Here is a 26,989-nt window from a genome sequence, read left to right on the forward strand (position 1 = left end):
AGTCGTGTGCATTCGCCTGCCGTGAGCTTTGTGTCCGGGGCGGGTTCAATGCGCCTTATGACTAAACATGAATCAGAGGCGCGCTGAAACTGTCTTGTTTTTGGTATTAGTCGTTTATTTACAATCGGTTAACGGTTTTTAGAGTCGCCCATCCCCCCGCCCTTCCCGCGAGCGGGAAGGGCGCGAGTTGAGAGCTACTCGACTAACTTCACATGGTCCAACAAGGCTCTTTATACTTGGTACAAGCCCTTGGCTATATTGACTGCGCATGAAGGTAAGCATCGTGTTGCATTCATGCGTACGCATGGTAATAAACCCATTGCTGCCTGGGTTGATAAGCAGAATTATCCTGCTCCCGAACGAATTCAGCTCATAGAACCAGCAAAGCGACAGGATGAGTGGTTCGCTCTGTTAGATGGGCGATACCTGCAAGTACTCCAGAGACCCTATACCTCGGTGACGCTGCTACGGGAGTACGGTGTGGCGTCCTTCAGGTGGCATCAATTGAAGGCCAGTTCAAGGCGCACGGTGTTGTTGCTGATGGTCCCACCACGGCTGGGTTCGTTCAGGCGCTTGTCACGATAGCCGGCGATGATTTCAGCGGAGAGGGCAGCCAGTGAGTATTTGCCCAGGTGCTCGATGAGTTTCTTGGCTTTCGAGGTTTCGCCACGCTGAGTAGTGGGCTTTTTAGTTGGGGTTATGTCGCTCAGATAGCGCTTGAGTGCGGCCTCTAGCGTCATTTTCTCCGAGCCGCTGCGCCGGATGTACACGCCACGCACCATTTCTTCTTCGGTACGCCTCGACCAGTCCTCCGCATCACGCTTTGTGCGGAAGGTTTTGGCGACAGTGGGCCAGCCATTTTTACGAATTAGTGCCTTCCAAGTGCCGGAAGGGGTTTTGACGAGAGTAGCCATGAGAGGGGCTCGTAGGCGGCTGACGAACCAGCACTGTACCTAAATTGTAACCTTGGACCATAGGACTGTGTCCGCGATGGTTCCGCCAGAAACGCGAAAGCCGCGCAATGCGCGGCTTTGAGTATGGTGGGCCCACACGGACTCGAACCGTGGACCAAGGGATTATGAGTCCCCTGCTCTAACCAACTGAGCTATAGGCCCTCAGTAGGCGGCGGATTATAACGACGGTTTGCGCGCTGTGCTATCCGAAACGTCTGAAACGGTTGTACGAAGAAATGTCGTGCAGAATTCCTCCGCGCGCAGGGGCAGGCTGACGAGGTAGCCCTGGATTTGTTCGCAGCCTTCGTCTGCCAGGAATTGCTGTTGCTCAAGGGTCTCGACGCCTTCCGCGATGACCGTCAGTTGCATGCTGCGTCCTAGCGCGATGATTGCGCGGACAATGGCAGCATCATGGGGGTCATCAGGCAAACCGCGCACAAATGATTGGTCGATCTTGAGGATGTCCAGCGGCAGGCGTTTGAGGTAACTGAGCGAGGAGTAGCCGGTGCCGAAGTCGTCAATCGCCAGTTGCACGCCAAGTTTTTTCAGGCGATGCAGCACTGAAAGCGCTTCCTCGGTCTGCGACATGATGAAGTTCTCGGTGATCTCCAGCTGCAGACACCCTGGCTGTAACTGGTGCTGGAGCAGCAGACGCTCGATCCTGTTTACCAGGTTGGGTTGACGCAATTGGGCGCCGGCAAGGTTCACCGACAAGGGGCCGAACACGTCGTAGCGCTGGTTCCATTCCTGCAATTGCTGACAGGCCGTATCCAGCACCCATTCGCCGATCTGCAGGATCATGCCGTTTTCTTCTGCCAGCGGGATGAACCGCTCGGGCGGTACATCGCCGAAGGCGGGGTGGAACCAGCGTATCAACGCCTCGGCGCCGACCAACCGGTGCGTCAGCAAACTGATTTTGGGTTGGTAGGAGAGGGTGAACTGGTTACGCTCGATGGCGCGCCGCAGCTCGTGCTCCAGGGCAATCCGCTCGCTGGCCTGAGCGGTCAGATCCCGCGTGTAGTGCTCGACGCGGTTGCGCCCCTTCGCCTTGGAGCGATACATCGCCGCGTCAGCATTTTTGATCAGCGTGGCCACATCGGTGCCATCGGTTGGGAAGAGCGCGCTGCCGATGCTGGTGCTCATGAAGAATTCGTGTTCGCCGGCCTGAAACGGCGCTGAAAAACTGTTGAGCAGCTTGGTTGCAACTGCTTCGGCGTCACTTGGGTTCTGCAGGCCAGGCAGCAGGATGATGAATTCATCGCCACCGAGTCGTGCGACGGTGTCGATGTCGCGCAGGTTCTCCTTCAGGCGTACCGCGATGCTTTTCAGCAGCAGATCGCCGACCGGGTGGCCGAGGCTGTCGTTGATGTGCTTGAAGCGGTCCAGGTCCAGAAACAACACCGCGCCAACGCTGTGAGCCGCTCTTGAGTGAGCCAGCGCGGCGTGCAGCCGGCTTTCGAACAGCGTCCGGTTCGGCAGGCCGGTCAAGTGGTCGTGGTGCGCCTGATAATCCAGCCGGGCCTGAGCCTGCTTCAAACTGGAGATATCAGCGAACACCGCGACGAAGTGGGTGATGAATTTGTCGCGATTGCGCACGGCACTGATGGTCAGCCAGCTCGGATAGATCTCACCATTTTTGCGCCGGTTGCTGATCTCTCCCTGCCAGTGACCCTCTGCTGTCAGTTGGTACCACATGGCGGCGTAGAACGCGCTGTCGTGGAGTCCGGACGCCAGCAATCGAGGCGTGTCGCCGAGCGCTTCCACTTCGCTGTAGCCGGTGATCTCGCTGAAGGCGCGGTTGACGGCATTGATCCGCTGCCGTGTGTCGGTGATCAGTACGCCCTCCGCTGTGCTCTCAAATACCGTCGCGGCCAATTGCAGTTTCTCCTGCATTTGGTGGCGGTCAGTGATATCGCGCGCAATAGTGAGCATGCAGTCTTCACCGGCAATCGGCAGTGGCCGCGCGGAAATTTCGCACCGGCGAATCTGACCATCCCTGCGACGGATGTGGCTGGTGAAGTCCTTCACGAAGCCATCGCGGCTCAATTGCTCAAGTAATTGCTGTCGCTCGTTAAGGTCTACCCAGATGCCCAGCTCAAGGGTGGTGCGGTCTAGCGACAGCGAGCTGTGATAACCGGTGATACGGCTAAAACCGTCGTTCACTTCCACCAGCAGCCCGTCGCTTTGCCGTGTGATCAGCAGGCCGTCGGGGGAAGAGTGGAACGCTTTGGCAAATTTCTCCTCCGACATCTGCAGTTGCTGCTGGGCCTCCTTGAGCGGCGTGATGTCCCTCACCACCAGAACGACTGCCGCAGTGGAGTCCAGATCGAAGGGCTCGGCAGACAGAAGCCCGGTGAACAGGCGGCCATCACTGCGCCGAAACGGCATTTCCAGGTTGCGTATGCTGCCCTTCTGAAGGCGTTGCAGCAGACTGTGCCCAATGTCGGGAATCCCCCAGATATTCAGCTCTGAAGGCACGCGTCCTACGACATCGGCCGGGCTGACGCCGATCTGCTCCGCGAATGCCGGATTGGCCTCCAGAAAGCAGCCGTCGGAAAGACGCGCGATGACCAGCATGTCAGGGCATTGCGCGAACACCGACGCGAACTTTCCTTCCGACAGACGCAGCGCTTCTTCGGTTTGCTTGGCTTCACTGATGTCGATCATCAGCCCGCGCATCACGGGCTCTCGGCCGTAGCCGATCATGCTCACGATGTCACGAATCCATACCACCCTGCCGTCGGCGCTCAGGACCCGATAATCGAGGCTGTGATCGTTGCCCTCCGCCATTTCGCGGTCGCAGTAGGCCTGGGCGTAGTCGATGTCTTCCGGGTGAACGATGCTTCGCCAGAATCCGGGCCTTCGCCATTGGTGCAGCGGATACCCCAACAAGTCCTGCGCGTGGGGCGAGACGTAGTTGTAGGAGTAGTCGTGGGTATTGGCTTCCCATGCGATGGCCGAAAGGCTCTCGATCATGCCGCGATAGTGATATTCACTGCTGCGTAGCTCTTGTTCGAGCGCTATTCGGCGGGAGATTTCCGAACTGAGACGGCGATTGATCCGCACCACAATGGCCAGCACCGTCGTCAGGAACAGCAATCCGGGGAGTCCGATGAGCAGGAATTCGTGCCAGAGCTTGCTTCGCTCACTGGAGTGAGTGGCCGCCTGCGATGCGGAAGGCGGATCGTCCAGTCCGCTGAATTGCTCGGGTTGGGGACGTTGATCGGCACCTGCGAATCGGTCGCTGATCAACACTGTGGAAAGGTAGCGGCTTATCCCGGCTGCATTCCCGGATTCGGTCTCCTCGCCGGGCAGCCATTCTTGATGCATCGCTTGACCGTTTTCACTCACGCCAGGCATTGTTTGGGCGGTGACAGCAGTGGGGGCGAGCAAGCACAAGAGAGCAATGGCCGGCATCCAAATCATGGCAGCCTCGGTGATTCATTGAAGAGAATCAATCGAGTGTAGCCGGGCTGGACAGCAGTGGCACTCTGCCGGAAATTTATTCCTTAAAACGCAAAACCCCCAGCGATGCCGGGGGTTTTGGTATGACGTGTCGCTTACTCGTCGAGGAACGAGCGCAGGTGCTCGCTTCGCGTCGGGTGACGCAGCTTGCGCAGCGCCTTGGCTTCGATCTGACGGATACGTTCACGGGTAACATCGAACTGCTTACCGACTTCCTCGAGGGTGTGGTCGGTGTTCATGTCGATACCGAAACGCATACGCAGGACCTTGGCTTCACGGGCGGTGAGGCCCGACAGCACTTCACGCGTCGCTTCTTTCAAGCTCTCTACCGTGGCGACATCGATTGGCGACTGCATGGTCGAGTCTTCGATGAAGTCACCCAGGTGCGAGTCTTCGTCATCGCCGATCGGGGTTTCCATGGAGATCGGCTCTTTAGCGATCTTCAATACCTTGCGGATTTTATCCTCAGGCATTTCCATGCGTTCGCCCAGCTCTTCCGGCGTCGGTTCGCGACCCATTTCCTGCAACATCTGACGGGAAATGCGGTTGAGCTTGTTGATCGTCTCGATCATGTGCACCGGAATACGGATGGTGCGTGCCTGGTCAGCGATCGAGCGAGTGATCGCCTGACGAATCCACCAGGTGGCGTACGTCGAGAACTTGTAACCACGACGGTATTCGAACTTGTCCACCGCCTTCATCAGACCGATGTTGCCTTCCTGGATCAGATCGAGGAATTGCAGGCCACGGTTGGTGTACTTCTTGGCGATCGAGATCACCAGACGCAGGTTGGCTTCAACCATTTCTTTCTTCGCGCGGCGGGCCTTGGCCTCACCGATCGACATCCGACGGTTGATGTCCTTGATTTCCGCGATGGTCAGGCCGGTTTCTTCTTCCAGCGCGGTCAGCTTCTGCTGGCAACGCTGAATGTCGGCTTGAAGACGACCAATGGCTTCAGCGTATTTGCTTTTGCCTTTTGCCAGGCTATCGGTCCAGCTCTGGTCAACTTCGTTGCCCGGGAACTGGCGCAGGAAGTCGGCGCGCGGCATGCGTGCATCACGAACACATAGCTGCATGATGGCGCGCTCTTGTGCACGCAGACGCTCAAGGGCACCGCGAACACGCTCAACCAGACCTTCAAACTGCTTGGGAACCAGCTTGATCGGCATGAACAGCTCTGCCAGAGCCAGCAGTTCTGCATTGGCCTGCTTGCTGCCACGACCGTGTTTTTTCAGAACCTTGAGGGCAATAGCCATCTGGTCTGCGACCGCACCGAATCGCTGCGCGGCGATGACTGGGTCCGGGCCACTTTCGACCTCGTCCTCTTCATCGTCGGTGGCGTCTTCCTCTTCCTCATCTGCACCTTCGACCTTCTCGGCCTTAGGGTCGACGGGCGGCGGGACTTCGGCTGGCGGCGCAATGCCGTCGTCCGGGTCGATATAGCCGCTCAGGACGTCGGACAGGCGACCGCCTTCGGTGGTGACGCGAGTGTACTCGGAGAGAATGTGCTCAACCGTGCCAGGGAAGTGCGCGATGGCGCCCATCACTTCACGGATGCCTTCTTCGATACGCTTGGCGATTTCAATTTCGCCTTCGCGTGTCAGAAGCTCGACGGTACCCATTTCACGCATATACATGCGCACAGGGTCAGTCGTGCGACCGATGTCGGTCTCAACCGCGGCCAACGCAGCAGCGGCTTCTTCAGCGGCTGCCTCGTCGGTATCGGCGTCGGCCAACATAAGGGCGTCCGCATCCGGAGCACTCTCGTGTACGGGGATCCCCATGTCGTTGATCATGCGGATGATGTCTTCCACCTGCTCTGGATCTGAAATATCCTCAGGCAGGTGGTCGTTGACCTCTGCGTAAGTCAGATACTTCTGCTCACGACCCAGGGTGATCAACTCTTTGATACGAGACTGCTGTTGCGCTTTTCCGGACATAACACCCTATCCACTGAAGGTCTTGGCGGGCAAAAAACAAGCCGGGGATTATACCCGAGCTATGACCTCACGCGCCAGTTGAGGTCGGGGTTTGTGCAGGAACTTTGCGATTTAACAGGTTGAGCAGCTGAACTTTTTCTTCTGCGCTCAGGCCTGACTGCCGTTCCTTCCTGATCAGTTGCTCCAGATGTCGCTCGCGTTGGCGGGCAGACAAGCTAGTTATAGTGTCGAAAAACTGTTGTTCAAGGTTATCGGCCGATATCAGCCATTCCTTTTCCGCCAGTTGACGCAACAATCGTCCTTGATCGGTGCCATGCCAGCGGGCAATCAACTGCATCGTGCGCAGCTTCGGGTTTTTCTGTGTAGCGTCAATCAGTGCCACCAGAAGCTGCGAATACACATTCTCTTCATCGGCAAACGTACTGGCGTTGGCGACCTGCGCTGACAGCTCAGGGTGATGCAGCAACGTTCTGAGTGCTGTCAGTGCCGGTGGTTCGACCGTCGCCGGTGTGCGTGGGCCACGAGGTTCGAAATCAGGACGCTTACCGTTCTTGTCCCATTTCTTACCCTTGTCCCACGGCTTCTTGTCCCATTTCTTCTGCTGACCGCCCGGGGCGTTCGGTGTCCATTCCGGCTGCGCCTGGTAATCGTGCTGCTGGTAATCGCCGTAATCCGGCACGGCCTCGTAATCGAACCCCGGATCGTAATTGGGCTGAGCTTCCGCCGGAGCGGACTGCATCAACTGATTGACTGCAGCGGTGTCCAGCCCGGTGATCTCTTTCAGGCGTCGACGCATCAGCTCGCGCAAATTGGCGCCCGGCACTTTTTCGATCAGCGGCGCGGCCAGTGTCACCATGTGCGCCTTGCCTTCCAGGGAGCGCGGGTCGGCCTCCTTGGTCAGCTGCTCGAAGAAATAGTCAGCCAGCGGTTGTGCGTGCTGGTTGATTCTCGCCTTGAACGCGTCGGTGCCTTCTGCGCGCACCAGGGTGTCGGGATCTTCCCCTTCGGGCAGAAACAGAAACCTCGCGCGCCGGCCGTCCTGCAAGCCAGGAATCGTCGCTTCCAGTGCACGCCAGGCGGCGTTTCGGCCAGCCTGGTCACCGTCGAAGCAGAACAGCACGTTCGGTACCACACGAAACAGCCGCTTCAAATGCTCTTCACTGGTCGCCGTACCCAGCGTCGCGACGGCATTGCGCAAGCCTTGTTGGGCCAGTGCAATGACGTCCATGTAGCCTTCGACGACGATAATCTCGTCCAGGTTACGGTTAAATTTGCGAGCTTCGAATAAACCGTACAACTCCTGACCCTTATGAAACACCGGGGTTTCAGGAGAGTTCAGGTATTTGGGTTTGTCGTCACCCAGCACGCGCCCGCCAAATGCGATCACACGGCCGCGACTGTCGCGAATGGGGAACATCACCCTGTCGCGAAAGCGGTCGTAGCGTTTGCCGGTTTCGGCGTTTTCGATCAGCAGGCCAGCATCGATCATCGCCTTCTGTTGAAGGGTGTCGCTGCTTAAGTGCTTGTAGAGGTTGTCCCAGCCAGGAGGGGCGAAGCCCAGCCCGAAGTCGCGGGCAATCTCGCCTGACAGACCGCGGCCTTTCAGGTACTCCACCGCGGATTTTCGCGTTGGATGGCTTTTCAGCGCGGCCCGGTAAAAATCGGCAGCGGCTGTTAATAGAGGGTAGAGCGGCGAATCGGTAGGCTGCCGGGGCTTTTGCCCTTTGACGCCTTGTTCGCGTGGGACTTCCATCCCGGCGGCTTTGGCCAAGTCTTCGACGGCCTGGGGGAAATCCAGGTTGTCGTGGTCCATGATGAAGCCGAGGGCATTGCCACCCGCGCCACAGCCGAAGCAGTAATAGAACTGTTTGTCCGGGCTGACGCTGAACGACGGTGTCTTCTCTTTATGGAAAGGACAACAGGCGCTGAAGTTCTTGCCGGTCTTTTTTAATTGAACGCGTGAGCTGACAACATCGACGATGTCGGTGCGGTTCAGGAGGTCGTCAATAAAACCTTGGGGAATCAGTCCGGCCATGGCGTTCTCATCATCAGGCGCCCCGCCAGAAAGATCGTGGCGAATCCAAACCGTAACGACGGTTGCTTGGTCAGTGTAGACGGGTCAACGCGGCCTGAATCAGGCTGGAAGAAATTGACGGGGTTTGTCTCGGTCGCATCTGCGGCGTCAACAGCCTCTGTCTTGTGTTGCTTGATCGGTGTTGCTTGAGGCTAGAACTGCAACTGCCGACAGCCCGGCTTTGAAGGCCGGGCAAGGCAGAAGCTTGCGTCAGACGTCTGTATTAATACAGACGAACGGCGCGGCGCTGTTCGCGCTGTACTTTCTTGGCGTGACGCTTAACAGCAGCTGCTGCTTTACGCTTACGCTCAGAAGTCGGCTTCTCGTAAAATTCGCGGCTACGAACTTCAGCCAGAACACCGGCTTTTTCGCAGGAGCGCTTGAAACGACGCAGAGCTACGTCGAAGGGTTCGTTCTCTTTAACTTTGACGGCTGGCATCCAGAGCTACCTTCATTCATTACCGGGGTCAACGCTTACTGCAACACTTGCACTAAGTACGTCGGTTTTTAAGGGTTGCGGATGTTAACCCCTTGCTTCGCGGAATGCAAAGCCTCTGATCGAAAAGCACTGGTCGCAGGCATGAGCGGCGACTATTATGCGCGCCTTCGAATTCAGCCTCCACAAGGCGTACCCCATGCTAGTACTGGGAATGGAAACTTCCTGCGATGAGACCGGCGTAGCGCTGTACGACAGCGAACGCGGGTTGCTTGCCGATGCATTATTCAGCCAGATCGACCTGCACCAGGTCTATGGCGGCGTGGTGCCGGAGCTTGCGTCGCGTGACCACGTAAAACGCATGCTGCCCTTGATTCGTCAGGTGTTGGCCGAGGCCGACTGCGCCGTGACCGAGATCGATGCCATCGCTTATACCGCGGGCCCTGGATTGGTCGGAGCGCTGCTGGTCGGGGCTTCGTGCGCGCAGGCGCTGGCCTTCGCGTGGGACATCCCGGCACTGGGTGTTCACCACATGGAAGGGCATTTGCTGGCACCGATGCTGGAGGAAAATCCCCCTGAGTTTCCGTTCGTCGCTTTGTTGGTTTCCGGCGGCCACACGCAGCTGGTTCGTGTCGACGGCATTGGTCTTTACGAGTTGCTTGGCGAGACCCTGGACGACGCTGCCGGCGAAGCATTCGACAAAACCGCGAAAATGATGGGCCTGAATTACCCCGGCGGCCCTGAAATTTCCCGGCTGGCGCAATCCGGTGTAGCCGGGCGTTTCGTCTTTCCGCGTCCTATGACGGACCGACCGGGCCTTGATTTCAGCTTCAGCGGCTTGAAGACCTTCTCTTTGAACACCTGGCAGCAGTGCCAGAGCGCTGGAGACGACAGCGAGCAAACCCGTTGCGACATCTCGCTGGCCTTCCAGCAGGCGGTGGTGGACACTTTGACCATCAAATGTAAGCGCGCGCTGAAGCAGACCGGGCTCAAGCGTCTGGTCATCGCCGGCGGCGTGAGTGCGAACAAGGCGTTGCGCCTGTCGCTGGAACAGATGCTCAGTGGCCTGGGCGGGAATGTGTACTACGCGCGGCCTGAGTTCTGCACCGACAACGGCGCGATGATCGCCTTTGCCGGCTGCCAGCGTTTGCAGGCAGGGCAGAGGGAAAGCCTGAGCATCACCGTGCAGGCGCGCTGGCCGATGGAGCAATTGCCCGGTCTTTGATGGCAAAGTGGTGTAAGCGCCCGGTTGGGGCTGTGACGGAGTGTCGCTTCAGAAATGCCGTTCGCGCCCGGCAAACAGGTCGCGTAGATTGCCCCGATGGCGCCAGACGATGAGCAGCGTTAACACGCTCATCGGCAGTAACGCGTGGGGTTCCTGCCATGCGAGCAGCGGCAGCGTCAGCGGCGTGGCGATCAACGAGGCCAGTGAGCTGGTGCGGGTCAGGTAGAACGTCAGCAGCCAGGCGCTGATAGCGAGCAGGGCGGCGGGCGGATACAAGGCCAGCAACATGCCGGCAGCAGTGGCCACGCCTTTGCCGCCGCGGAAGCGGAAGTACAGCGGGAACAGATGCCCCAACACGGCGCACAGTCCGATCCAGGCTTGCAGGCGTGGGTCGAGGTCCAGACCTCGGGCGATCAGCACCGGGATCATGCCTTTGCAGACGTCGCCCATCAGGGTCAGCACAGCGAGTTTCTTGCCGGCCAGGCGCAGCATGTTAGTCGCGCCGGCGTTGCCTGAGCCACTGGCGCGCGGGTCCGGGCGGCCGGTTATACGGCTGATCAGGATGGCGAAGGACAGTGAGCCGAGCAGGTAGGCGAGGACCGCCAGTAACCAAAACATGCTAACCATTCCGGGCGAGGATGCCTTGATTCTAACGGCGCATTGCGCCCTTGTCGTGCAGCGGAGAGACAGGCTTGGACAGAGTTTTCATTGAAGGTCTGGAGGTCGATACCGTCATCGGCGCCTACGACTGGGAGCGTGGCATTCGCCAGTGCCTGCGTCTGGACCTGAGTTTTGCCTGGGACAATCGGCCTGCAGCCGCAGGCGATGATCTGAGCAAAGCGCTCGATTACGCCAGTGTGTCCGCGCGGATTCAGGCGTTCGCCGAAGCGTCTCAATTCCAGCTGGTCGAAACCTTCGCCGAGCGCCTGGCCGAAGTGCTGATGAGCGAGTTCAATATTCCCTGGCTGCACCTCAAATTGACCAAGCCGGGAGCCGTGCCAGCGGCGAAGGGCGTTGGGGTGGAGATCGAGCGCGGATGTCGCTGACACGGATTTTTCTGGGGCTGGGCAGCAATATCGAGCGGGAGCGCCATCTGTGCGCCGGCCTCGACGCCCTTGCCGGCTTTCTCATCGACATGACCTGCTCGCCGGTGTTCGAAAGTCATCCGGTGGGGATCAAGAGCGGGCCGTTTTTCAATCTGGTGGTTTCCGCGCTGACCGACCTTCCGCTGACCGAACTGGACCGTCGCCTCAAATTCATTGAAGCCGATAACGGACGTTATGCCCCCGATCGCAAGGGTCTGCCGCTGGACATTGATGTCCTGCTGTATGACGAGCAGGTCGGCAACTTCGACGGCCTGATTCTGCCCCGCGCCGAAATCCTCAAAAACGCGTTCGTGCTGTGGCCGTTGTCGCTGATCGCGCCGCAGCGCATGCACCCTGAAGCCGGCGTGCCGTTTGCCCGGCTGTGGGCTGAAGCGAACATCGATCAGAAACTCTGGCCGGTTGCATTCGAATGGCGCAGCGAGCCACTCACCCCGGCCACCCTGCTGGCTGCGGTGTAACAGGCGTTCGACAGGCCGCCCGGTCAGCCGCGACCAACCTGGCGGGTTAGAGCTGATACGACGCTTTGTACACCTTCAGCGTATCCAGCCGCTCTCGCTTGAGCGCTTCGCCTAATTGCGGGCCCTGAAAACCCTTCTCCAGCAGCGGCTTTACCGCCACTTGCCGCGCCGCTTCGGCAGCGCCGCGCAGATATTCGGCTTGCGGATACGTGCGCTCCTCGAGCCCCTTGCGGCCTCTGGCGTCCATTTCGCAGGCGGCGATGAAGTCCTCGAAACGCTGCGGTCGGCGATACACGTCAAAGCTCTGCAGCAAATCCAGCAGTGTCGACGGCTTCAATTCCAGCGCGCGATGGCCATGGGTGTGATATTCGCCCACCAGCAGCGCCAGTTCCTGACAATCCCTTGGCACCTTGAAACGCTGGTTCACCGCCTTGATCGCTTTGAGACCTTTGTGTTCGTGGGCGATATGACGCGGCCACTCCTCTTGCGGGGTGAGTCCCTTGCCCAAGTCGTGCAGCAAGCACGCCCAACGCACGCTTAGCGGCTGACGGTGCACGGCAGCCTGATGCAACACGCTGAGGACGTGCAAACCGGTATCAATTTCAGGGTGATGCGCTTCCGGCTGAGGCACGCCAAACAGCGCGTCGACTTCTGGCATCAGCACTTTCAGTGCGCCGCATTCACGCAGGACGTCGATGAACACCTGGGGTTCTTTTTCCATCAGAGCGCGGAAAATTTCCTTCCAGCTGCGTTCCGGTGTCAGCGCTTCCAGCTCACCCGAGCCGCTCAGCTGACGCATGAGTTCGAGGGTCTGCGGGGCGATGGTAAAGCCATCGGGGGCATAGCGCGCGGCGAAGCGGGCCACGCGCAGGAGGCGTAATGGATCTTCGGCGAACGCGGGGGAAACGTGACGTAAAATCCGGTCTTTTAGGTCTTGTTGGCCCTGATAGGGATCAGTCAGGTTGCCGTTCTTGTCTTCGGCAATTGCATTGATGGTCAGGTCGCGGCGGATCAGGTCCTGCTCCAGGGTGACGTCCGGATGGGCGTGAAAAACAAAGCCGCCATAGCCTTTGCCGGTCTTGCGTTCGGTACGGGCCAGCGCGTATTCCTCACCGGTCAGCGGGTGCAAGAAGACGGGAAAGTCCGTTCCCACTGGCCGGTAGCCTTTGACCAGCATTTCCTCGGTCGACGCACCCACTACTACCCAGTCGATGTCAGTGACCGGTTTGCCAAGCAGGCGATCGCGTACCGCGCCGCCAACTTTATAAATCTGCATAAAAAAGCCTCCGTGAGGGCGACAGGATAAACCTTAAGTCGCGATCGCGGAGGCTGGAAACGCTCATGGTTTATAAGTGGACGACCGCCAGGTCCAGCCGGGGATATTCACTGTCAGCGTGTTCGCTTCTCGGCGGAACATGGTGGACTTTCATCACCTGGTCGCCCTGGAGCGTTTCCAGATGGATATCAAAACCCCACAGTCGATGCAGGTGTTTCAGCACTTCGTCCGTAGAGTCGCCGAGGGGTTTGCGGTCGTGCTGTTGATGGCGCAGGGTCAGGGAGCGGTCGCCGCGACGGTCAATGCTGTAGATCTGCACGTTGGGTTCACGGTTGCCGAGGTTGTACTGCGCGGCGAGGGTTTCACGAATCACCTTGTAGCCGGTTTCATCGTGGATGGCGGGCACCAGGAGATCGTCCTTCTGATCATCGTCGAGGATGCTGAACAGCTTCAGGTCACGGATCACCTTGGGCGACAGGTACTGCAGGATGAAGCTCTCGTCCTTGAAGCTGCTCATCGCAAACTTGACCGCCGTCAGCCAGTCGGTGCCGGCCAGATCAGGAAACCAGTGATGGTCTTCTTCGGTGGGGTGCTCGCACATCCGCCGGATGTCCTGATACATCGCAAACCCCAGCGTGTAGGGGTTGATACCGCTGTAGTAAGGGCTGTCGAAGCCCGGCTGGTAGACAACACTGGTGTGGGAGGTCAGGAATTCCAGCATGAAGCCATCGGTCACCAGCCCCTCGTCATACAGATCATTCATCAGCGTGTAATGCCAGAACGTTGCCCAGCCCTCGTTCATGACCTGGGTCTGACGCTGCGGGTAAAAGTACTGGGCGATCTTGCGGACGATGCGCACCACCTCACGCTGCCAGGGCTCCAGCAGTGGGGCGTGTTTTTCGATGAAGTAGAGGATGTTTTCCTGAGGCTCGGCGGGAAAGCGCGAGAAATCCTCTTTGTCGTTTTTGCTCGCACTTTTCGGGATCGTGCGCCACAGGTCGTTGATCTGCTTCTGCAGGTGCTCCTCCCGGTCCTTCATGCGGCGGCGTTCTTCCTCCGCCGAGATCGGGTAGGGCCGCTTGTAGCGATCGACGCCGTAGTTCATCAGCGCGTGGCATGAGTCGAGCAGGTCCTCAACCGCGTCGATCCCGTGGCGCTCTTCGCACTGCATGATGTACTGCTTGGCGAAGACTAGGTAATCGATGATCGAACTGGCGTCGGTCCAGGTGCGGAACAGGTAGTTACCTTTGAAAAAGCTGTTGTGGCCGTAGCAGGCATGGGCCACAACCAGCGCCTGCATGCAGATGGTGTTCTCTTCCATCAGATAGGCGATGCACGGGTCTGAGTTGATGACGATCTCGTAGGCCAGACCCATCTGCCCGCGCGAGTAGGATTTCTCCGTACTGAGGAAGTGCTTGCCGTAGGACCAATGGTGATAACCCAGCGGCATGCCGACGGACGCATAGGCGTCCATCATCTGCTCGGCAGTGATCACCTCAATCTGGTTGGGGTAAGTGTCCAGCGCATAACGTTCGGCAATGCGGCTGATTTCCCGGTCGTAGGCCTGGATCAGCTCGAACGTCCACTCTGAACCCGTGGAGAGGGGTTGGCGCTTCTGCTCTCTAGCGGTCATGTCACTAACCTGCGCTGGAAGAGTTCACGGAACACCGGATAGATATCACCGGCAGAGACCAGCTGCTGCTGGGCGAACGTGTCGGCGAAGGCTTCGCCGATGCGCTCGTATTCGAACCACAGCGCCTGATGTTCGCGCGGGGTGATTTCGACGTAGGTGTAGTACTGCACGAACGGCATGATCTGTTTGATCAGGATGTCGCGGCAAATCGGCGAGTCATCGTTCCAGTTGTCGCCGTCCGAGGCTTGCGCTGCGTAGATATTCCATTCGTTGGTGGGGTAGCGCTCGGCCATGATCTCCTGCATCAGCTTCAATGCGCTGGAAACGATGGTGCCGCCGGTTTCCCGTGAATAGAAAAACTCCTCTTCGTCGACTTCCCGCGCGCTGGTGTGGTGGCGGATGAAGACGACTTCGATCTTGTCGTAGTTACGTTTGAGGAACAGGTACAGCAGGATGAAGAAGCGCTTGGCGATGTCCTTGGTCGCCTGGGTCATCGACCCGGAAACGTCCATCAAACAGAACATCACGGCTTTTGAGCTGGGGTTCGGCTGTTTGACCAGCAGGTTGTACTTGAGGTCGAAGGTGTCCAGGTAAGGGACGCGGCGAATGCGCGCCTGCAGTTTCGCGGCCTCGATTTCCAGCTCCTGGATGTCACCGAAGTTGTCCGGCTCTTCGATCTTCAGCCGTTCGAGTTCAGCCTGTACTTGCCGCAGTTTGGCCCGGCTGCTGCCGGACAGCGCGATACGCCGCGCATGTGCCGAGCGCAACGTGCGGATGATGTTGATGCGTGAAGGGTTGCCTTCGTTGCTGATACCCGCGCGCACAGTCTTGAAGGTGTCGGTGCCGCTCAGGTTGCGCTTGACCAGATTGGGCAGCTCCAGGTCCTCGAACATGAATTCGAGAAATTCTTCCTGGGTGATCTGGAACACGAACTCATCCATGCCTTCGCCGGAATTGCCCGCCTTGCCAGGGCCTTTACCGCCGCCACCACCTTGGGGACGTGCGATGTGCTCACCGGTGGTGAACTCTTTGTTACCCGGATGAACCACCGTTTGCTTGCCGCCGCGACCATGGTGCAGCACCGGCTCGTCGATATCCCGCCCCGGAATACTGATCTGTTCGCCGTGCTCCATGTCGGTAATGGAGCGCCGGCTGACGGCTTCTTCAACTGCCTTCTTGATGTGGTCACGGTAACGGCGAAGAAAGCGTTGCCGATTTACCGTGCTCTTGTTCTTGCCATTGAGACGTCGGTCGATCACATAGCTCATAGGCCCCTCCGGGGAGCTTCAAGTTGTGAGCTGCAAGCTGCAAGGAGAAGCAATCACCCGGATGTCAGATTAGACGTGCTTTCTTCTTGCAGCTCGTAGCTTGACGCTTGCAGCTGCCTTACTGCGATTTCCGGACCCGTAGGTACCATTCGGAAAGAAGCCTTACCTGTTTATCGGTATAGCCCCGCTCGACCATTCGTGTGACAAAGTCGTTGTGCTTCTGCTGATCCTCTTTGCTGGCCTTGGCGTTGAAGCTGATGACCGGCAGCAAGTCCTCGGTGTTCGAGAACATCTTCTTCTCGATCACCACCCGCAGCTTCTCGTAGCTCAGCCAGGTCGGGTTCTTGCCGTTGTTGTTGGCGCGGGCACGCAGCACGAAGTTGACGATCTCGTTGCGGAAGTCTTTCGGATTGCTGATGCCAGCGGGTTTTTCGATCTTCTCCAGTTCCTCGTTCAACGCCACGCGATTGAGGATCTCGCCGGTTTCCGGGTCGCGATATTCCTGGTCCTGAATCCAGAAATCTGCGTACAGCACGTAGCGGTCAAAAATGTTCTGACCGTATTCGCTGTAAGACTCAAGGTAGGCGGTCTGGATTTCCTTGCCGATGAACTCGATGTAGCGGGGTGCCAGGTATTCCTTGATGAAGCGAAGGTACCGCTCGCGGGTTTCAGCCTGGAATTGCTCCTGCTCGATCTGCTGCTCCAGCACGTACAGCAAGTGAACCGGGTTGGCGGCGATTTCGTGCGGGTCGAAGTTGAAGACCTTCGACAGGATCTTGAACGCAAACCGGGTCGAGAGTCCGTTCATGCCTTCGTCGACACCGGCGCTGTCGCGGTATTCCTGAATCGACTTGGCTTTCGGGTCAGTGTCCTTGAGGTTCTCGCCGTCGTAGACCCTCATCTTCGAATAGATGTTGGAGTTGTCAGGCTCTTTAAGCCGCGAAAGCACGGTGAACTGCGCGAGCATTTTCAGGGTGTCCGGCGCGCAGTGGGCTTTGGCCAACGAGCTGTTGAACAGCAACTTGTCGTAAATCTTGATCTCGTCATTGACCCGCAGGCAGTACGGCACCTTCACGATGTAGATCCGGTCGATGAAGGCTTCGTTGTTCTTGTTGTTGCGGAAGCTGTGCCATTCCGATTCGTTGGAGTGAGCCAGCAATATACCGGTGAACGGAATCGCACCAAGGCCTTCGGTACTGTTGTAGTTACCTTCCTGGGTGGCGGTCAGCAGCGGGTGGAGCACCTTGATCGGCGCCTTGAACATTTCGACGAATTCCATCAGGCCCTGGTTGGCCCGGCACAGCGCGCCCGAATAGCTGTAAGCGTCGGCGTCGTTCTGTGGGTATTCCTCGAGCTTGCGAATATCGACCTTACCCACCAGCGCCGAAATGTCCTGGTTGTTCTCGTCGCCGGGCTCGGTTTTGGCAACGGCGATCTGGTTGAGGATGGAAGGGTAGAGCTTCACCACCTTGAATTGACTGATGTCGCCGCCGAACTCGGCCAGTCGTTTGGTTGCCCATGGCGACATGATGGTGTTCAGGTACCGGCGCGGGATGCCGTAGTCCTCTTCGAGGATCGTCCCGTCTTCGGTGGGTTTGAACAGGCCCAAAGGGGATTCGAAAACCGGCGACCCTTTGATGGCGTAGAAGGGTACTTTTTCAACCAGCGATTTGAGTTTTTCAGCCAGGGACGATTTACCACCGCCAACCGGGCCGAGCAGGTAAAGGATCTGTTTCTTCTCTTCGAGGCCCTGGGCGGCGTGGCGGAAGTACGAGACGATTTGCTCGATGCAGTCTTCCATGCCGTGGAATTCTTCGAACGCCGGATAGCGCCGAATGACCTTGTTGGAGAAGATTCTGGACAGCCTGGAATTGGTCGACGTGTCGAACAGCTCAGGCTCACCGATGGCCATCAGCAAACGTTCAGCGGCGGAAGCGTATGCGCTGCGATCGGTTTTGCAGAGCTCGAGATACTCCTGTAGCGAGAGCTCTTCCTGCCGTGTCGACTCAAAGCGTTGTTGGAAGTGGCTAAAAATACTCATGACGTCACCTCGCTCGATACGTGGAGCCGGCGGCGGATCGTCAGTTGATGCTGGATGGAAGCCGATCACGCGGCTGCCATTACCCCCCAAACACCATAAAAGTAGCTACCGATGACCCACGCGCCGGTGTACCGGCTCTCCCCTGATTCGGATGGCCTGAGGCTAAGAGTAGTTCGGATTCGGGCACAGAAAGAAGCAATGGGGATGAAGAGGGCATACCCGTTCGTCAGATGAGGGCGCGAGCCCGCGTAGGACGCGGGATAGCGGGCAGCAAAAATATTTTTCGATCAGCCTTGCGTGGTTTCAGCCGGGAATTGGGATTTCCACAACTCGAAACCGCCATCCATGCTGTAGACCTCTGAGAAGCCCTGACCTACAAGATAGGCTGCTGCGCTCTGGCTGGAGTTGCCGTGATAGCAGAGGACGACCAACGGTTTGTCCAGATCGGCCTGGCGAATGAAGTCGGCGATGGAGTGGTTGTCGAGGTGATGGGAATCCGGGATGTGCTGGGTCGCGTAGGTCTGCGCGTCACGCACGTCCACCAGCACAGCGCCTTGTTCGCGCAGGGCATGGACTTGTTCGGGTGAGATGCGTTTGAAGTCAGTCATGGCTCGGGCTCCTGGGCCGTCGGGTCCTCGAACGGTCGAGGACGTAGGGAGAATTTACTGCTGCAGCGGAGTGGGCTCGCTGACAGGGGATGCCGGAGGGGCGGGTGCTTTCGCGTTGCCACGCTCGTCGCATTCGCAGCGAATCAGCGCGCGGGTGTCGACGTTGAGCAGCGTCATTGCGCCGCCCCAGACACAGCCCGTGTCCAGCGCGTACACGCCAGGCTCGTCGCATCGACCTTCGAGCGCAGCCCAGTGGCCGAAAATGATACTCGTCCCTTTGGTCTTGCGCTCTTTGTGCTTGAACCAGGGGGCGTAACCGGCCGGTGCACTGTCGAGGCCTTCCTTGCTCTTGAGATCAAGCTTGCCGTCGCTGGTGCAAAAGCGCATGCGCGTGAAGTAGTTGGTGATGACGCGCAGCCGGGTGACGCCCTGCAAATCCTTGTCCCACTTGGCAGGCTCATTGCCGTACATGCCGTCGAGAAAGGGTTCGAAGCGATTGTCATCGCGCAACGCCTGTTCCACTTCTTCGGCGCAGCGCAGGGCCTTTTTCAGCGTCCATTGCGGCGGTATCCCGGCATGCACCAGTGCGATGTCGCGTTCGGCGTCGTAATGCATCAGCTTCTGTTGGCGCAGCCAGTCGAGCAGCTCGACGGCGTCCGGCGCTTCCAGAATTTCCCGCAGCGTGTCGCCTTTCTTCAGGCGCTCGATATTGCGGCCGGCCGCCAGCAGGTGCAGGTCGTGGTTGCCCAGCACGCAAACGAGCGAGTCGCGCATGGTGTAGAGATAACGCAGGGTTTCCAGCGACTGCGGGCCTCGGTTGACGAGGTCGCCGACCAACCAGAGCGTGTCTTTGCCCGGCTCGAATGCAACGCGCTCGAGCAGGCACTTCAGCGGTTCAAGGCAGCCCTGCAGGTCACCGACTGCGTAGACCGCCATCAGTGAAGCGCCCCCGGGACGGCCAGACGGAACGGAGCGATGACAGCGTCGAAGCGTTTGCCGTCTTCTGCGAGCATTTGATAAGTGCCCTGCATGTTGCCCACCTTGGTGGTCATTACAGTGCCGCTGGTGTAGGTGTGGCTTTGCCCCGGCTGGATCAGCGGTTGCTGGCCTACGACGCCGTCGCCGCGAACCTCTTCAACCTGACCGTCGCCGTCGGTGATCACCCAATGGCGTGACAGCAACTTGGCTGGCAGCTCGCCGTTGTTATGCACGGTGATGGTGTAGGCGAAGGCGAAGCGGTTGTGCTCAGGCTGCGATTGTTCTGCTAGGAAACGGGTCTCGACGCTGACGTCGACCTGGTAACGAGAATCAGACATGCAAGAGGCCTTAAAAGCGAAAGCGGAGAAAGCCGGAAGTGACCCGGTTGAAAGTCAGTCTAGGACATGCCACGGATAAGCAAGCACTGACGCTTGGACCGGACATGTCCCCAGAAGGTCAGGCGACGACAGGCTTTTCGCTGAGCATGTCGGCCAGACGGACAAATGCAGCGAGGTCCAGCTGCTCCGGACGCAGGCTGCCATCGACACCGGCTTCGGTGATTTCTTCGCTGGTCAGTAGCGCCTTCAGCGTATTGCGCAGGGTCTTGCGGCGCTGGTTGAACGCTTCACGGACGACGCGCTCAAGCACGCGGTGATCCTTGGCCGGGTGCGGGAGGGTTTCGTGCGGCACCAGACGAACGATGGCCGAATCCACTTTCGGCGGCGGATTGAACGCGCCGGGGCCGACGTTGAACAGATGCTCCACGCGGCAGTGGTACTGAACCATGATCGACAGGCGACCCCAATCCCCGCCGCCAGGACCTGCCGCCAGACGCTCTACCACTTCTTTCTGCAGCATGAAATGCATGTCGCGAATCAGGTAGGCGTTTTGCAGCAGGTGGAAGATCAAGGGCGTCGAGATGTTGTACGGCAGGTTGCCGACGACACGCAGGCTGTTGGGTGCGGCATTCAGGCTGGTGAAGTCGAACTTCAGCGCGTCGCCTTGATGCAAATTGAAATTCGGCTTGCTGCCGAATTGATGCATGAGGATCGGCACGAGGTCTTTGTCGAGCTCAACGACGTCCAGTTGTGCACCGCTGTTCAGCAGGCCCCCGGTCAGGGCGCCTTGCCCCGGCCCGATTTCCAGCAGGCGGTCTTCAGCCTTGGCGCGAATGGAGCGCAGGATCTTGTCGATTACGCCGGCGTCATGCAGGAAGTTCTGACCAAAGCGCTTACGTGCCTTGTGTTGGTATTGCTCGTTCATGAATGGGTCTCGGCCATCTGATAGGCGGTTTCCAGAGCGACCCTGAGGCTGCCTGTGTCGATCTTGCCGGTGCCCGCCAGATCCAGCGCCGTGCCGTGATCCACGGAGGTGCGAATGATCGGCAGGCCCAGCGTGATGTTGACGGCGGCGCCGAAGCCTTTGTACTTCAGCACGGGCAGGCCCTGGTCGTGGTACATCGCCAGCACTGCATCGCAGTGCTCCAGATATTTGGGGGTGAAGAGCGTGTCCGCAGGCAGCGGGCCATATAAATCCAGGCCCTCGCTGCGCAGACGCGCCAGAGTAGGTTCAATGATGTCGATTTCTTCGCGGCCCAGGTGGCCGCTCTCGCCGGCATGCGGGTTCAGGCCACAGACCAGAATCCGCGGGCGGGCGATGCCGAACTTGTTGACGAGATCCGCGTGCAGAATGCGTGTCACGCGCTCCAGCCGTTCAGCAGTGATCGCATCGGCGACGTCACGCAGGGGCAGGTGAGTGGTCACCAGCGCTACGCGCAGATCACCGGTTGCCAGCATCATCACCACTTGTTCGGTGTGGGTCAGCTCGGCAAGGAATTCAGTGTGGCCGGAGAACGCGATGCCGCTGTCGTTGATCACGCCCTTGTGCACGGGTGCCGTGATCATGCCGGCAAAGTGGCCGTCCATGCAGCCCTGGCCCGCTCGGGTCAGGGTTTCGAGCACGAAACCGCCGTTGGCTTTGTTCAGTTGCCCGGCAATGACCGGCGCCTGAACCGGCGTGTCCCAGACATACAGACTGCCAGCGGGAGCGGGGACATCAGGCCATGCGGCGGGTGTGACGGGGATCAGACTGACAGCCACGCCCAACTGTGCGGCCCGCTTGGTGAGCAGGTCGCAGCTGGTAATGGCAATCAGGGGATGGGGCTGGGACTGTGCGGCGAGCAGCAGGCAAAGGTCAGGACCAATGCCGGCCGGCTCGCCGGGTGTCAGGGCGAAACGCTGGGGTTTCACTTGGCCGCCTGATCAGCTCCGGGGAGCTTGATCTCGACGTAGGCTTCATCACGGATCTGACGCAGCCAGGTTTGCAGTTCTTCGTCGTACTTGCGGTTACGCAGTACGGTCATCGCCTGTTGCTCACGGGCCTGACTGGTGCTGTCAGTCGAGCGACGGCCGAGGACTTCCAGAACGTGCCAGCCAAATTGAGTCTCGAACGGCTTGGACACTACACCCTGAGGTGTCTCGTTCATCACGTCGCGGAACTCCGGAACCAGCGAGCGCGGGTCCACCCAGTTCATGTCGCCGCCGTTAAGTGCCGAACCCGGGTCTTCGGAGAAGGCCTTCGCGAGGTCGCCGAAGTCTTCGCCATTCTGGATGCGGTCGTAAATCCGTTGAGCCAGCAGCTTGGTCTCGGCTGCACTGCGGATTTCGCTTGGCTTGATCAGGATGTGACGGACGTGAACCTCGTCGCGCATCTGGGTCTGAGTCTCGCCGCCGCGTTTTTCCACCAGCTTGAGAATGATGAAGCCACCAGGTGTGCGTGCCGGGGGGGTGACCTCACCCGGACGCATCGACGAAAGCATGTCGCCGAACGGAGGCGGCAGCTGAGCAGCTTTACGCCAGCCCATGTCGCCACCGTCCAGTGCGCTTTCGCTGGCCGACGACGCGATCGCCATCTGCTCGAAGTTCGCACCCTGTTGCAGCTTGCCGTAGAGGTCCTTGGCTTTGGCTGCAGCGGCCTGAATCTGATCCGACGTCGCGCTGTCCGGCGTTGGAATCAGAATGTTGGCCAGGTGGAATTCTTCTGAGAACTGAGCTTTACCCAGATCGGAAGCAAGGAAGTTTTTCACCTCCTGCTCCGAGACCTGAATGCGCTCGGCAACGCGGCGCTGACGCACACGGCTGATGATCATCTCCCGGCGGATCTGCTCACGTGCGCTGGTGTAGGACAGCCCGTCGTGGGTCAGTGCAGCCTTGAACTGGTCAACACTCATGTTGTTGCGCTGAGCGATGGTGGCAACGGCCTGGTTCAGCTCTTCATCGCTGATGCGAATGCCGGAGCGTTCGCCGATCTGGATCTGCAGGTTTTCCAGGATCAGACGATCCAGGACCTGAGACTCCAGTGCGCTGGCAGGCGGAACACCCTGCCCGCGCTTGGCGATGGTTTGCTGAACCTCACGGGTGCGCTGGTCGAGCTGGCTTTGCATGACCACGTCGTTGTCGACGATGGCAACTACCTTGTCGATGGTGCGCACTTCAGCGTGCGCAACAGTACCGATAAGCAGCGCGCCCAGCATCAGCGGGCGCAGACAATCAGAAAGCTTGGTCTTCACGTTCACGATAACCTTGGATGCCTTTGTCGAGGAAGCTTTCAACTTTTTGGCCAACGACGCCGCCAAGTCCCTTCAACACGATTTGTAGGAAGACGCCGTGGTCGCCTTTTTCGTTCTGCGGTATCTCTTGAGTGGACTCGTCATAGTCGACCCAGTACCGGTTGATCAGACGCAGCTTCCAGCAGCAGTTGTCATATTCAAAACCACCAAAGGCTTCGAGGGTGCGGTCGCGGTTGTAGTCGTACTGCCAGCGAGCGATGGCGTTCCACTGCGGAACAACAGGCCAGATGACCGAGAAGTCATGTTGTTGAATCTTGTAGTAGTCCTTGATGTAGCCAGGCGTGCCCGGTGTACCGTAGTCACCGCCCCCAACGCTCCATTTACCGGTCGTCTGGTCGTAACGGACCTGGTCATTGCGATAGCGATAACCGGCGTTGATGATTTTGCCCGGCTCGTCTTCAGGCTGGTAGTGGAGCATTGCACTGCCGGAGCGAGTGCTGCGGCTGTCCGGGTCCCAGTTGAAGTCCGACGTGGCACGCCAGTCGCGGTTGTAGCGGTATTCGTATTCGAGCGCATACGGCGACACTGCGGACTGGGCGTCCTTGCGGTCTTCGAAAGAGATTCCTGGCAGTTGCACCTTGCGGTCGGCGAAATACACCGCCTGACCGATGCTCAAGCGCTGACGTTCGAAACCGTTGTCTTCGATCCAGCGGTTGGTCACGCCCAACGACAGTTTGTTTTCGTCGCCGATGCGGTCGGAGCCGACGAAACGGTTGTCACGGAACAGCGAGCTGTAGTTAAACGTGGTTTCGCCACTGTCGAAGATCGGGATGTCGCTCTGATCTTTCTCTGGAACATAGAGGTAGTAAGCACGAGGCTCTAGAGTCTGGCGGTAGTTTTTACCGAACCAGTTGGTGTTGCGATCGAAGTACAAGCCGCTGTCAACGCTGAAGATCGGTACGCTACGGTTTTCGCTGCTGTGATAAGTCTGATCCGCCAGCAACGTACTCTTGCCCTGCGAGTCCAGATCCAGATCGTATTGGGTGTAAACGTATTTCAGCTTTGGCATCACAAAACCGTAGCTGGCGGTCAGCGGCAGGCTGATCGACGGCGCGAGGTTCAAGCGGTCGCCGTTTGCGCGAGCCAGCCCTGAGACGTTTGTATCCAGTCGATTGCTGAGGATGCCGTCTTCATCGCTGTATTGGCCAGTGCGCAGATCACGATCAAAGCGAACCAGCTCAGTCTCGTAATCGAACTTGAAGCCTTCAGGGTGATACGGCAGCGTACCGTTCAGCGTGAGCTGAGGCAGACGGGCATAAGGCGTGATCTGGGTCACGGTGGTCAGCTGATACTGCTGGGCATTCAGCGTGGCGGTGTAGCTGTCGCCACGGTAGTAGAGCGCACCTTGCTGATTAAGGTAGTCGTGATTGGTCACGCCTTCCTGACCGCTTTTCAGGTCTTTGAAGTAATAAGGATCGCTTACCTTGGTGTAGTCGATCTTGCTGGTCAGACGCGAATCCAGCCCGCTGCGATCCTGCCAGTTCATCAACCAGCGGGTGTCTTTGTAGTCCGACTGCAGCTTGCGATCGTCGTTTTCGTCGTTCAGGTAAGCCGCACCGAACTGACCTTCGCTGGTCTTGGTCAGGTAACGGAACTCGCCTTCCAGCAACATGCCACGCTTGGCCATGTAGGTCGGGTACAACGTGGCGTCGTAGTTCGGCGCCAGGTTGAAGTAGTACGGGGTGAGCAACGAGAAGCCCGTGTCGGTGTTCGTGCCGATGGTCGGTGGCAGGAAACCGGACTGGCGACGGTCGTCGATCGGGAAATAGATGTAAGGCGTGTACAGGATCGGAATGTCATGAACGCGCAGAGTGGCGTTGGTGGCAGTACCGAAACCGGTGGCCGGGTTCAGGGTAATGTTGTTGCCCTTAACGGTCCACGCGTTGCTGTTCGGTTCGCACGTGGTGTACGTGCCGTCCTTCAAGCGGATGATCGCGTTCTCGGCACGGCGCGCGTACAGGGCGTTACCGCGAACGTTGTTTTTGTGCAGCACGTACTCGGCGTTGTCGACTTTGGCTTCGCCGGTATCGAGCTGGACTTCAGCGTGGTCGCCGACGATCAGGGCGCCGTTGTCGCGCAAACGGACATCGCCGTTCAGCTCGCCACGGTTCTCGGCCTGATGGAGGCTGGCTTCGTCAGCCTCGACCTGCATGCTGCCCTGACGCAGGACGACGTCACCGGCCAGGGTCGCCACCTGTTCTTCCTGCTGATAACGCGAAGCCTTGGCGCCGATGAAAGTCGGTGCGTCGCTCTTCGGCGTCTTGTCGTCCATGCCCGGGCGGATCGGTTCGATGTAGGCACCCGAGCAGTACGGACCGGTCTCAGCCAGTTGGGCTGCGGTCAGCTTCTCGCGCGGAACCCAGTCCAGGTGGCTGTAGTCGGCGCTGCGCGATTTCAGGCCACGGCCCTTGGCCTCGGTGACCAGCATCGTTTTGGGCACGACTTCGCCATCGGAGGTGGTGGTCGTCTGAACGCCATCTGCCGTGCTGCTGTTGGACGAAACACTGTTGGCGTCGTGCACGGGGCGCGGAGGCAACTGGGCTGCGTTGGTTTTCGGAGAACAATCCCATGCACCTGTTGCAGACACCGAGCAGTCATACTGTTCGGCGGCTACCACGTACGGGACGGCCAGGGGTTGCATCGCCAGCAGACTGCCGGTTACGAGCAACGGAAAATTTTTACGAAACGCGGGGGATTTCAATGCCATCTTATTAGTCCGGGCTTCCTGCGCGCCATCTGCCCGCGGGGGGGCCGCACGCCTCTCGATGGGCTGAAAAAGATGTCGGATAATAAAGCATGACCCGCTTGACGGCTAGCGCCGTCGGAGACCCTTGCAATGCCAGATCAAGATGTACGCCTTCAACACCTGAAAGTTTGGCTCGATGAGCAGCTCCCGCGTTTATTTGAGGCCCAGGGCTGGGGCCCGATACCCCCGGCCACGTTGACTGCCGCCAGCAGCGATGCCAGTTTTCGACGCTACTTCCGCTGGGAGGGGGAGGGCCGCACTTTTATTGTCATGGACGCGCCGCCCCCACAGGAAAACTGCAAACCCTTCGTGGATATCGCTCATTTATTGAGCGGGTCGGGCATTAATGTTCCGAAAATTTATGCCGAAGACCTCAATCAGGGCTTCCTGTTGTTGAATGACCTGGGTCGTCAGACCTACCTGGATGTCATCGACGAGCAAAACGCCGATCAGCTGTTCATTGACGCAATCGACGCCTTGCTCGCCTACCAGCAGCTGCCGATGGAGGCGCCGTTGCCCAGTTACGACGTGGCACTGCTGCGCCGCGAACTCGAGCTGTTTCCCGAGTGGTACGTGAAACGTCATCTGGGCGTTGAGTTCGATCAGGCGCAGCAGGCCAGTTGGCAGGCCGTCAGTGATCTGCTGATCGAGAGCGCGCTGGCCCAGCCGAAGGTGCTGGTGCACCGTGATTACATGCCGCGCAATCTGATGCTCAGCGAACCGAACCCTGGCGTGCTGGATTTTCAGGACGCGGTGTACGGCCCGGTCACCTACGACGTCACGTGCCTGTTCAAGGATGCATTCCTGAGTTGGCCGGAGGAACGCGTAGCGGGCTGGCTCGAGCTGTATTGGAACAAGGCCGCTGCGGCGGGCATCCCGGTGCAGGGCGAATTCGATGAATTCCGTCGTGCCAGTGATTTGATGGGCGTACAGCGGCATTTGAAGGTGATCGGTATTTTCGCCCGCATCTGCCACCGTGACGGCAAGCCACGCTACGTCGCTGACGTTCCGCGCTTTTTCTCCTATATAGAAGCGGTGTTGGCGCGACGCCCGGAGCTGGTGGAGTTGAGTAATCTGTTGACCAGCCTTGGCCATACAAAACCGACACAGGCAAAACCGGCATCTGCTGTGTAATGGAATGGACTGCACTTGAA

Annotated in this window: 19 protein-coding genes, 1 tRNA gene and 2 pseudogenes; 4 read left to right on the top strand and 18 right to left on the bottom strand. The window is 58.8% G+C overall.

Annotation, left to right across the window (positions count from 1 at the left end):
* Positions 1 to 509: 509 nt before the first annotated feature.
* From OKW98_RS03925 to rpsU, 6 genes and pseudogenes are all read right to left on the bottom strand, one after another.
* A pseudogene (locus tag OKW98_RS03925) lies at positions 510 to 914 on the bottom strand (site-specific integrase); the annotation flags it as partial.
* Positions 915 to 1,038: 124 nt separating this feature from the next.
* A tRNA-Ile gene (locus OKW98_RS03930) sits at positions 1,039 to 1,115 on the bottom strand.
* A gap of 15 nt (positions 1,116 to 1,130) precedes the next feature.
* A pseudogene (locus tag OKW98_RS03935) lies at positions 1,131 to 4,073 on the bottom strand (EAL and GGDEF domain-containing protein); the annotation flags it as partial.
* A gap of 440 nt (positions 4,074 to 4,513) precedes the next feature.
* On the bottom strand, positions 4,514 to 6,358 hold the full coding sequence (gene rpoD, locus OKW98_RS03940) for an RNA polymerase sigma factor RpoD (RefSeq protein WP_265388060.1): 1,845 nt from the start codon (positions 6,356 to 6,358) through the stop codon (positions 4,514 to 4,516).
* A 67-nt stretch (positions 6,359 to 6,425) separates the two neighbouring features.
* Positions 6,426 to 8,393: a DNA primase gene (gene dnaG / locus OKW98_RS03945; RefSeq protein ID WP_265388061.1), complete on the bottom strand. Its 1,968-nt coding sequence runs from the start codon at positions 8,391 to 8,393 to the stop codon at positions 6,426 to 6,428.
* A 262-nt stretch (positions 8,394 to 8,655) separates the two neighbouring features.
* A complete protein-coding gene (gene rpsU / locus OKW98_RS03950; protein WP_002551877.1) occupies positions 8,656 to 8,871 on the bottom strand; it encodes a 30S ribosomal protein S21 in 216 nt (71 codons plus the stop codon).
* Between the two features lie 196 nt (positions 8,872 to 9,067).
* Between rpsU and tsaD the strand changes: the two genes are divergently transcribed.
* On the top strand, positions 9,068 to 10,093 hold the full coding sequence (gene tsaD, locus OKW98_RS03955) for a tRNA (adenosine(37)-N6)-threonylcarbamoyltransferase complex transferase subunit TsaD (protein WP_265388062.1): 1,026 nt from the start codon (positions 9,068 to 9,070) through the stop codon (positions 10,091 to 10,093).
* A gap of 48 nt (positions 10,094 to 10,141) precedes the next feature.
* Here tsaD and plsY read toward each other — a convergent pair whose 3' ends face one another.
* Positions 10,142 to 10,711, bottom strand: coding sequence for a glycerol-3-phosphate 1-O-acyltransferase PlsY (gene plsY, locus OKW98_RS03960; RefSeq protein ID WP_265388063.1), 570 nt, complete (start codon positions 10,709 to 10,711; stop codon positions 10,142 to 10,144).
* Positions 10,712 to 10,785: 74 nt separating this feature from the next.
* Here plsY and folB point away from each other — a divergent pair, with 74 nt between their 5' ends.
* Positions 10,786 to 11,139: a dihydroneopterin aldolase gene (gene folB, locus OKW98_RS03965; RefSeq protein WP_074886956.1), complete on the top strand. Its 354-nt coding sequence runs from the start codon at positions 10,786 to 10,788 to the stop codon at positions 11,137 to 11,139.
* Positions 11,130 to 11,657 (top strand): 2-amino-4-hydroxy-6-hydroxymethyldihydropteridine diphosphokinase, encoded by a 528-nt coding sequence (gene folK, locus OKW98_RS03970; protein ID WP_265388064.1) that lies wholly within the window; start codon positions 11,130 to 11,132, stop codon positions 11,655 to 11,657. Before folB ends, folK begins: the two co-directional genes overlap by 10 nt.
* Before the next feature lie 46 nt (positions 11,658 to 11,703).
* Here the strand turns inward: folK and OKW98_RS03975 are convergent, their stop codons facing one another.
* The 11 genes from OKW98_RS03975 to OKW98_RS04025 form a co-directional block, all read right to left on the bottom strand.
* On the bottom strand, positions 11,704 to 12,933 hold the full coding sequence (locus OKW98_RS03975) for a multifunctional CCA addition/repair protein (RefSeq protein WP_265388065.1): 1,230 nt from the start codon (positions 12,931 to 12,933) through the stop codon (positions 11,704 to 11,706).
* Between the two features lie 70 nt (positions 12,934 to 13,003).
* Positions 13,004 to 14,566, bottom strand: a complete 1,563-nt coding sequence (locus OKW98_RS03980) for a SpoVR family protein (protein WP_265388066.1) — start codon at positions 14,564 to 14,566, stop codon at positions 13,004 to 13,006.
* Entirely contained in the window at positions 14,563 to 15,834 is a 1,272-nt protein-coding gene (locus OKW98_RS03985; protein WP_237251525.1) for a YeaH/YhbH family protein, read from the bottom strand. Before OKW98_RS03985 ends, OKW98_RS03980 begins: the two co-directional genes overlap by 4 nt.
* 118 nt (positions 15,835 to 15,952) lie before the next feature.
* Entirely contained in the window at positions 15,953 to 17,875 is a 1,923-nt protein-coding gene (locus tag OKW98_RS03990; protein WP_065991332.1) for a PrkA family serine protein kinase, read from the bottom strand.
* A 287-nt stretch (positions 17,876 to 18,162) separates the two neighbouring features.
* Positions 18,163 to 18,483, bottom strand: coding sequence for a thiosulfate sulfurtransferase GlpE (glpE, locus tag OKW98_RS03995; RefSeq protein ID WP_265388067.1), 321 nt, complete (start codon positions 18,481 to 18,483; stop codon positions 18,163 to 18,165).
* 54 nt (positions 18,484 to 18,537) lie between these two features.
* Entirely contained in the window at positions 18,538 to 19,419 is an 882-nt protein-coding gene (locus OKW98_RS04000; RefSeq protein WP_265388068.1) for a symmetrical bis(5'-nucleosyl)-tetraphosphatase, read from the bottom strand.
* Entirely contained in the window at positions 19,419 to 19,799 is a 381-nt protein-coding gene (gene apaG, locus OKW98_RS04005; RefSeq protein ID WP_172609904.1) for a Co2+/Mg2+ efflux protein ApaG, read from the bottom strand. Before apaG ends, OKW98_RS04000 begins: the two co-directional genes overlap by 1 nt.
* Before the next feature lie 118 nt (positions 19,800 to 19,917).
* A complete protein-coding gene (rsmA, locus tag OKW98_RS04010; protein ID WP_265388069.1) occupies positions 19,918 to 20,724 on the bottom strand; it encodes a 16S rRNA (adenine(1518)-N(6)/adenine(1519)-N(6))-dimethyltransferase RsmA in 807 nt (268 codons plus the stop codon).
* Positions 20,721 to 21,710 carry a 4-hydroxythreonine-4-phosphate dehydrogenase PdxA gene (gene pdxA, locus OKW98_RS04015; RefSeq protein WP_265388070.1) on the bottom strand — a complete coding sequence of 330 codons (990 nt, stop codon included), beginning with the start codon at positions 21,708 to 21,710 and terminating at the stop codon, positions 20,721 to 20,723. Before pdxA ends, rsmA begins: the two co-directional genes overlap by 4 nt.
* Positions 21,707 to 23,029, bottom strand: coding sequence for a peptidylprolyl isomerase (locus OKW98_RS04020; protein WP_265388071.1), 1,323 nt, complete (start codon positions 23,027 to 23,029; stop codon positions 21,707 to 21,709). Before OKW98_RS04020 ends, pdxA begins: the two co-directional genes overlap by 4 nt.
* A complete protein-coding gene (locus tag OKW98_RS04025) occupies positions 23,010 to 25,796 on the bottom strand; it encodes an LPS-assembly protein LptD (RefSeq protein WP_265388072.1) in 2,787 nt (928 codons plus the stop codon). The genes OKW98_RS04020 and OKW98_RS04025 overlap by 20 nt, the downstream gene beginning before the upstream one ends.
* A 129-nt stretch (positions 25,797 to 25,925) precedes the next feature.
* Between OKW98_RS04025 and OKW98_RS04030 the strand changes: the two genes are divergently transcribed.
* Positions 25,926 to 26,969 carry an aminoglycoside phosphotransferase family protein gene (locus tag OKW98_RS04030; protein ID WP_265388073.1) on the top strand — a complete coding sequence of 348 codons (1,044 nt, stop codon included), beginning with the start codon at positions 25,926 to 25,928 and terminating at the stop codon, positions 26,967 to 26,969.
* The last annotated feature ends 20 nt before the right edge of the window (positions 26,970 to 26,989 follow it).

The sequence above is a fragment of the Pseudomonas sp. KU26590 genome, assembly GCF_026153515.1.
Taxonomy (GTDB): domain Bacteria; phylum Pseudomonadota; class Gammaproteobacteria; order Pseudomonadales; family Pseudomonadaceae; genus Aquipseudomonas.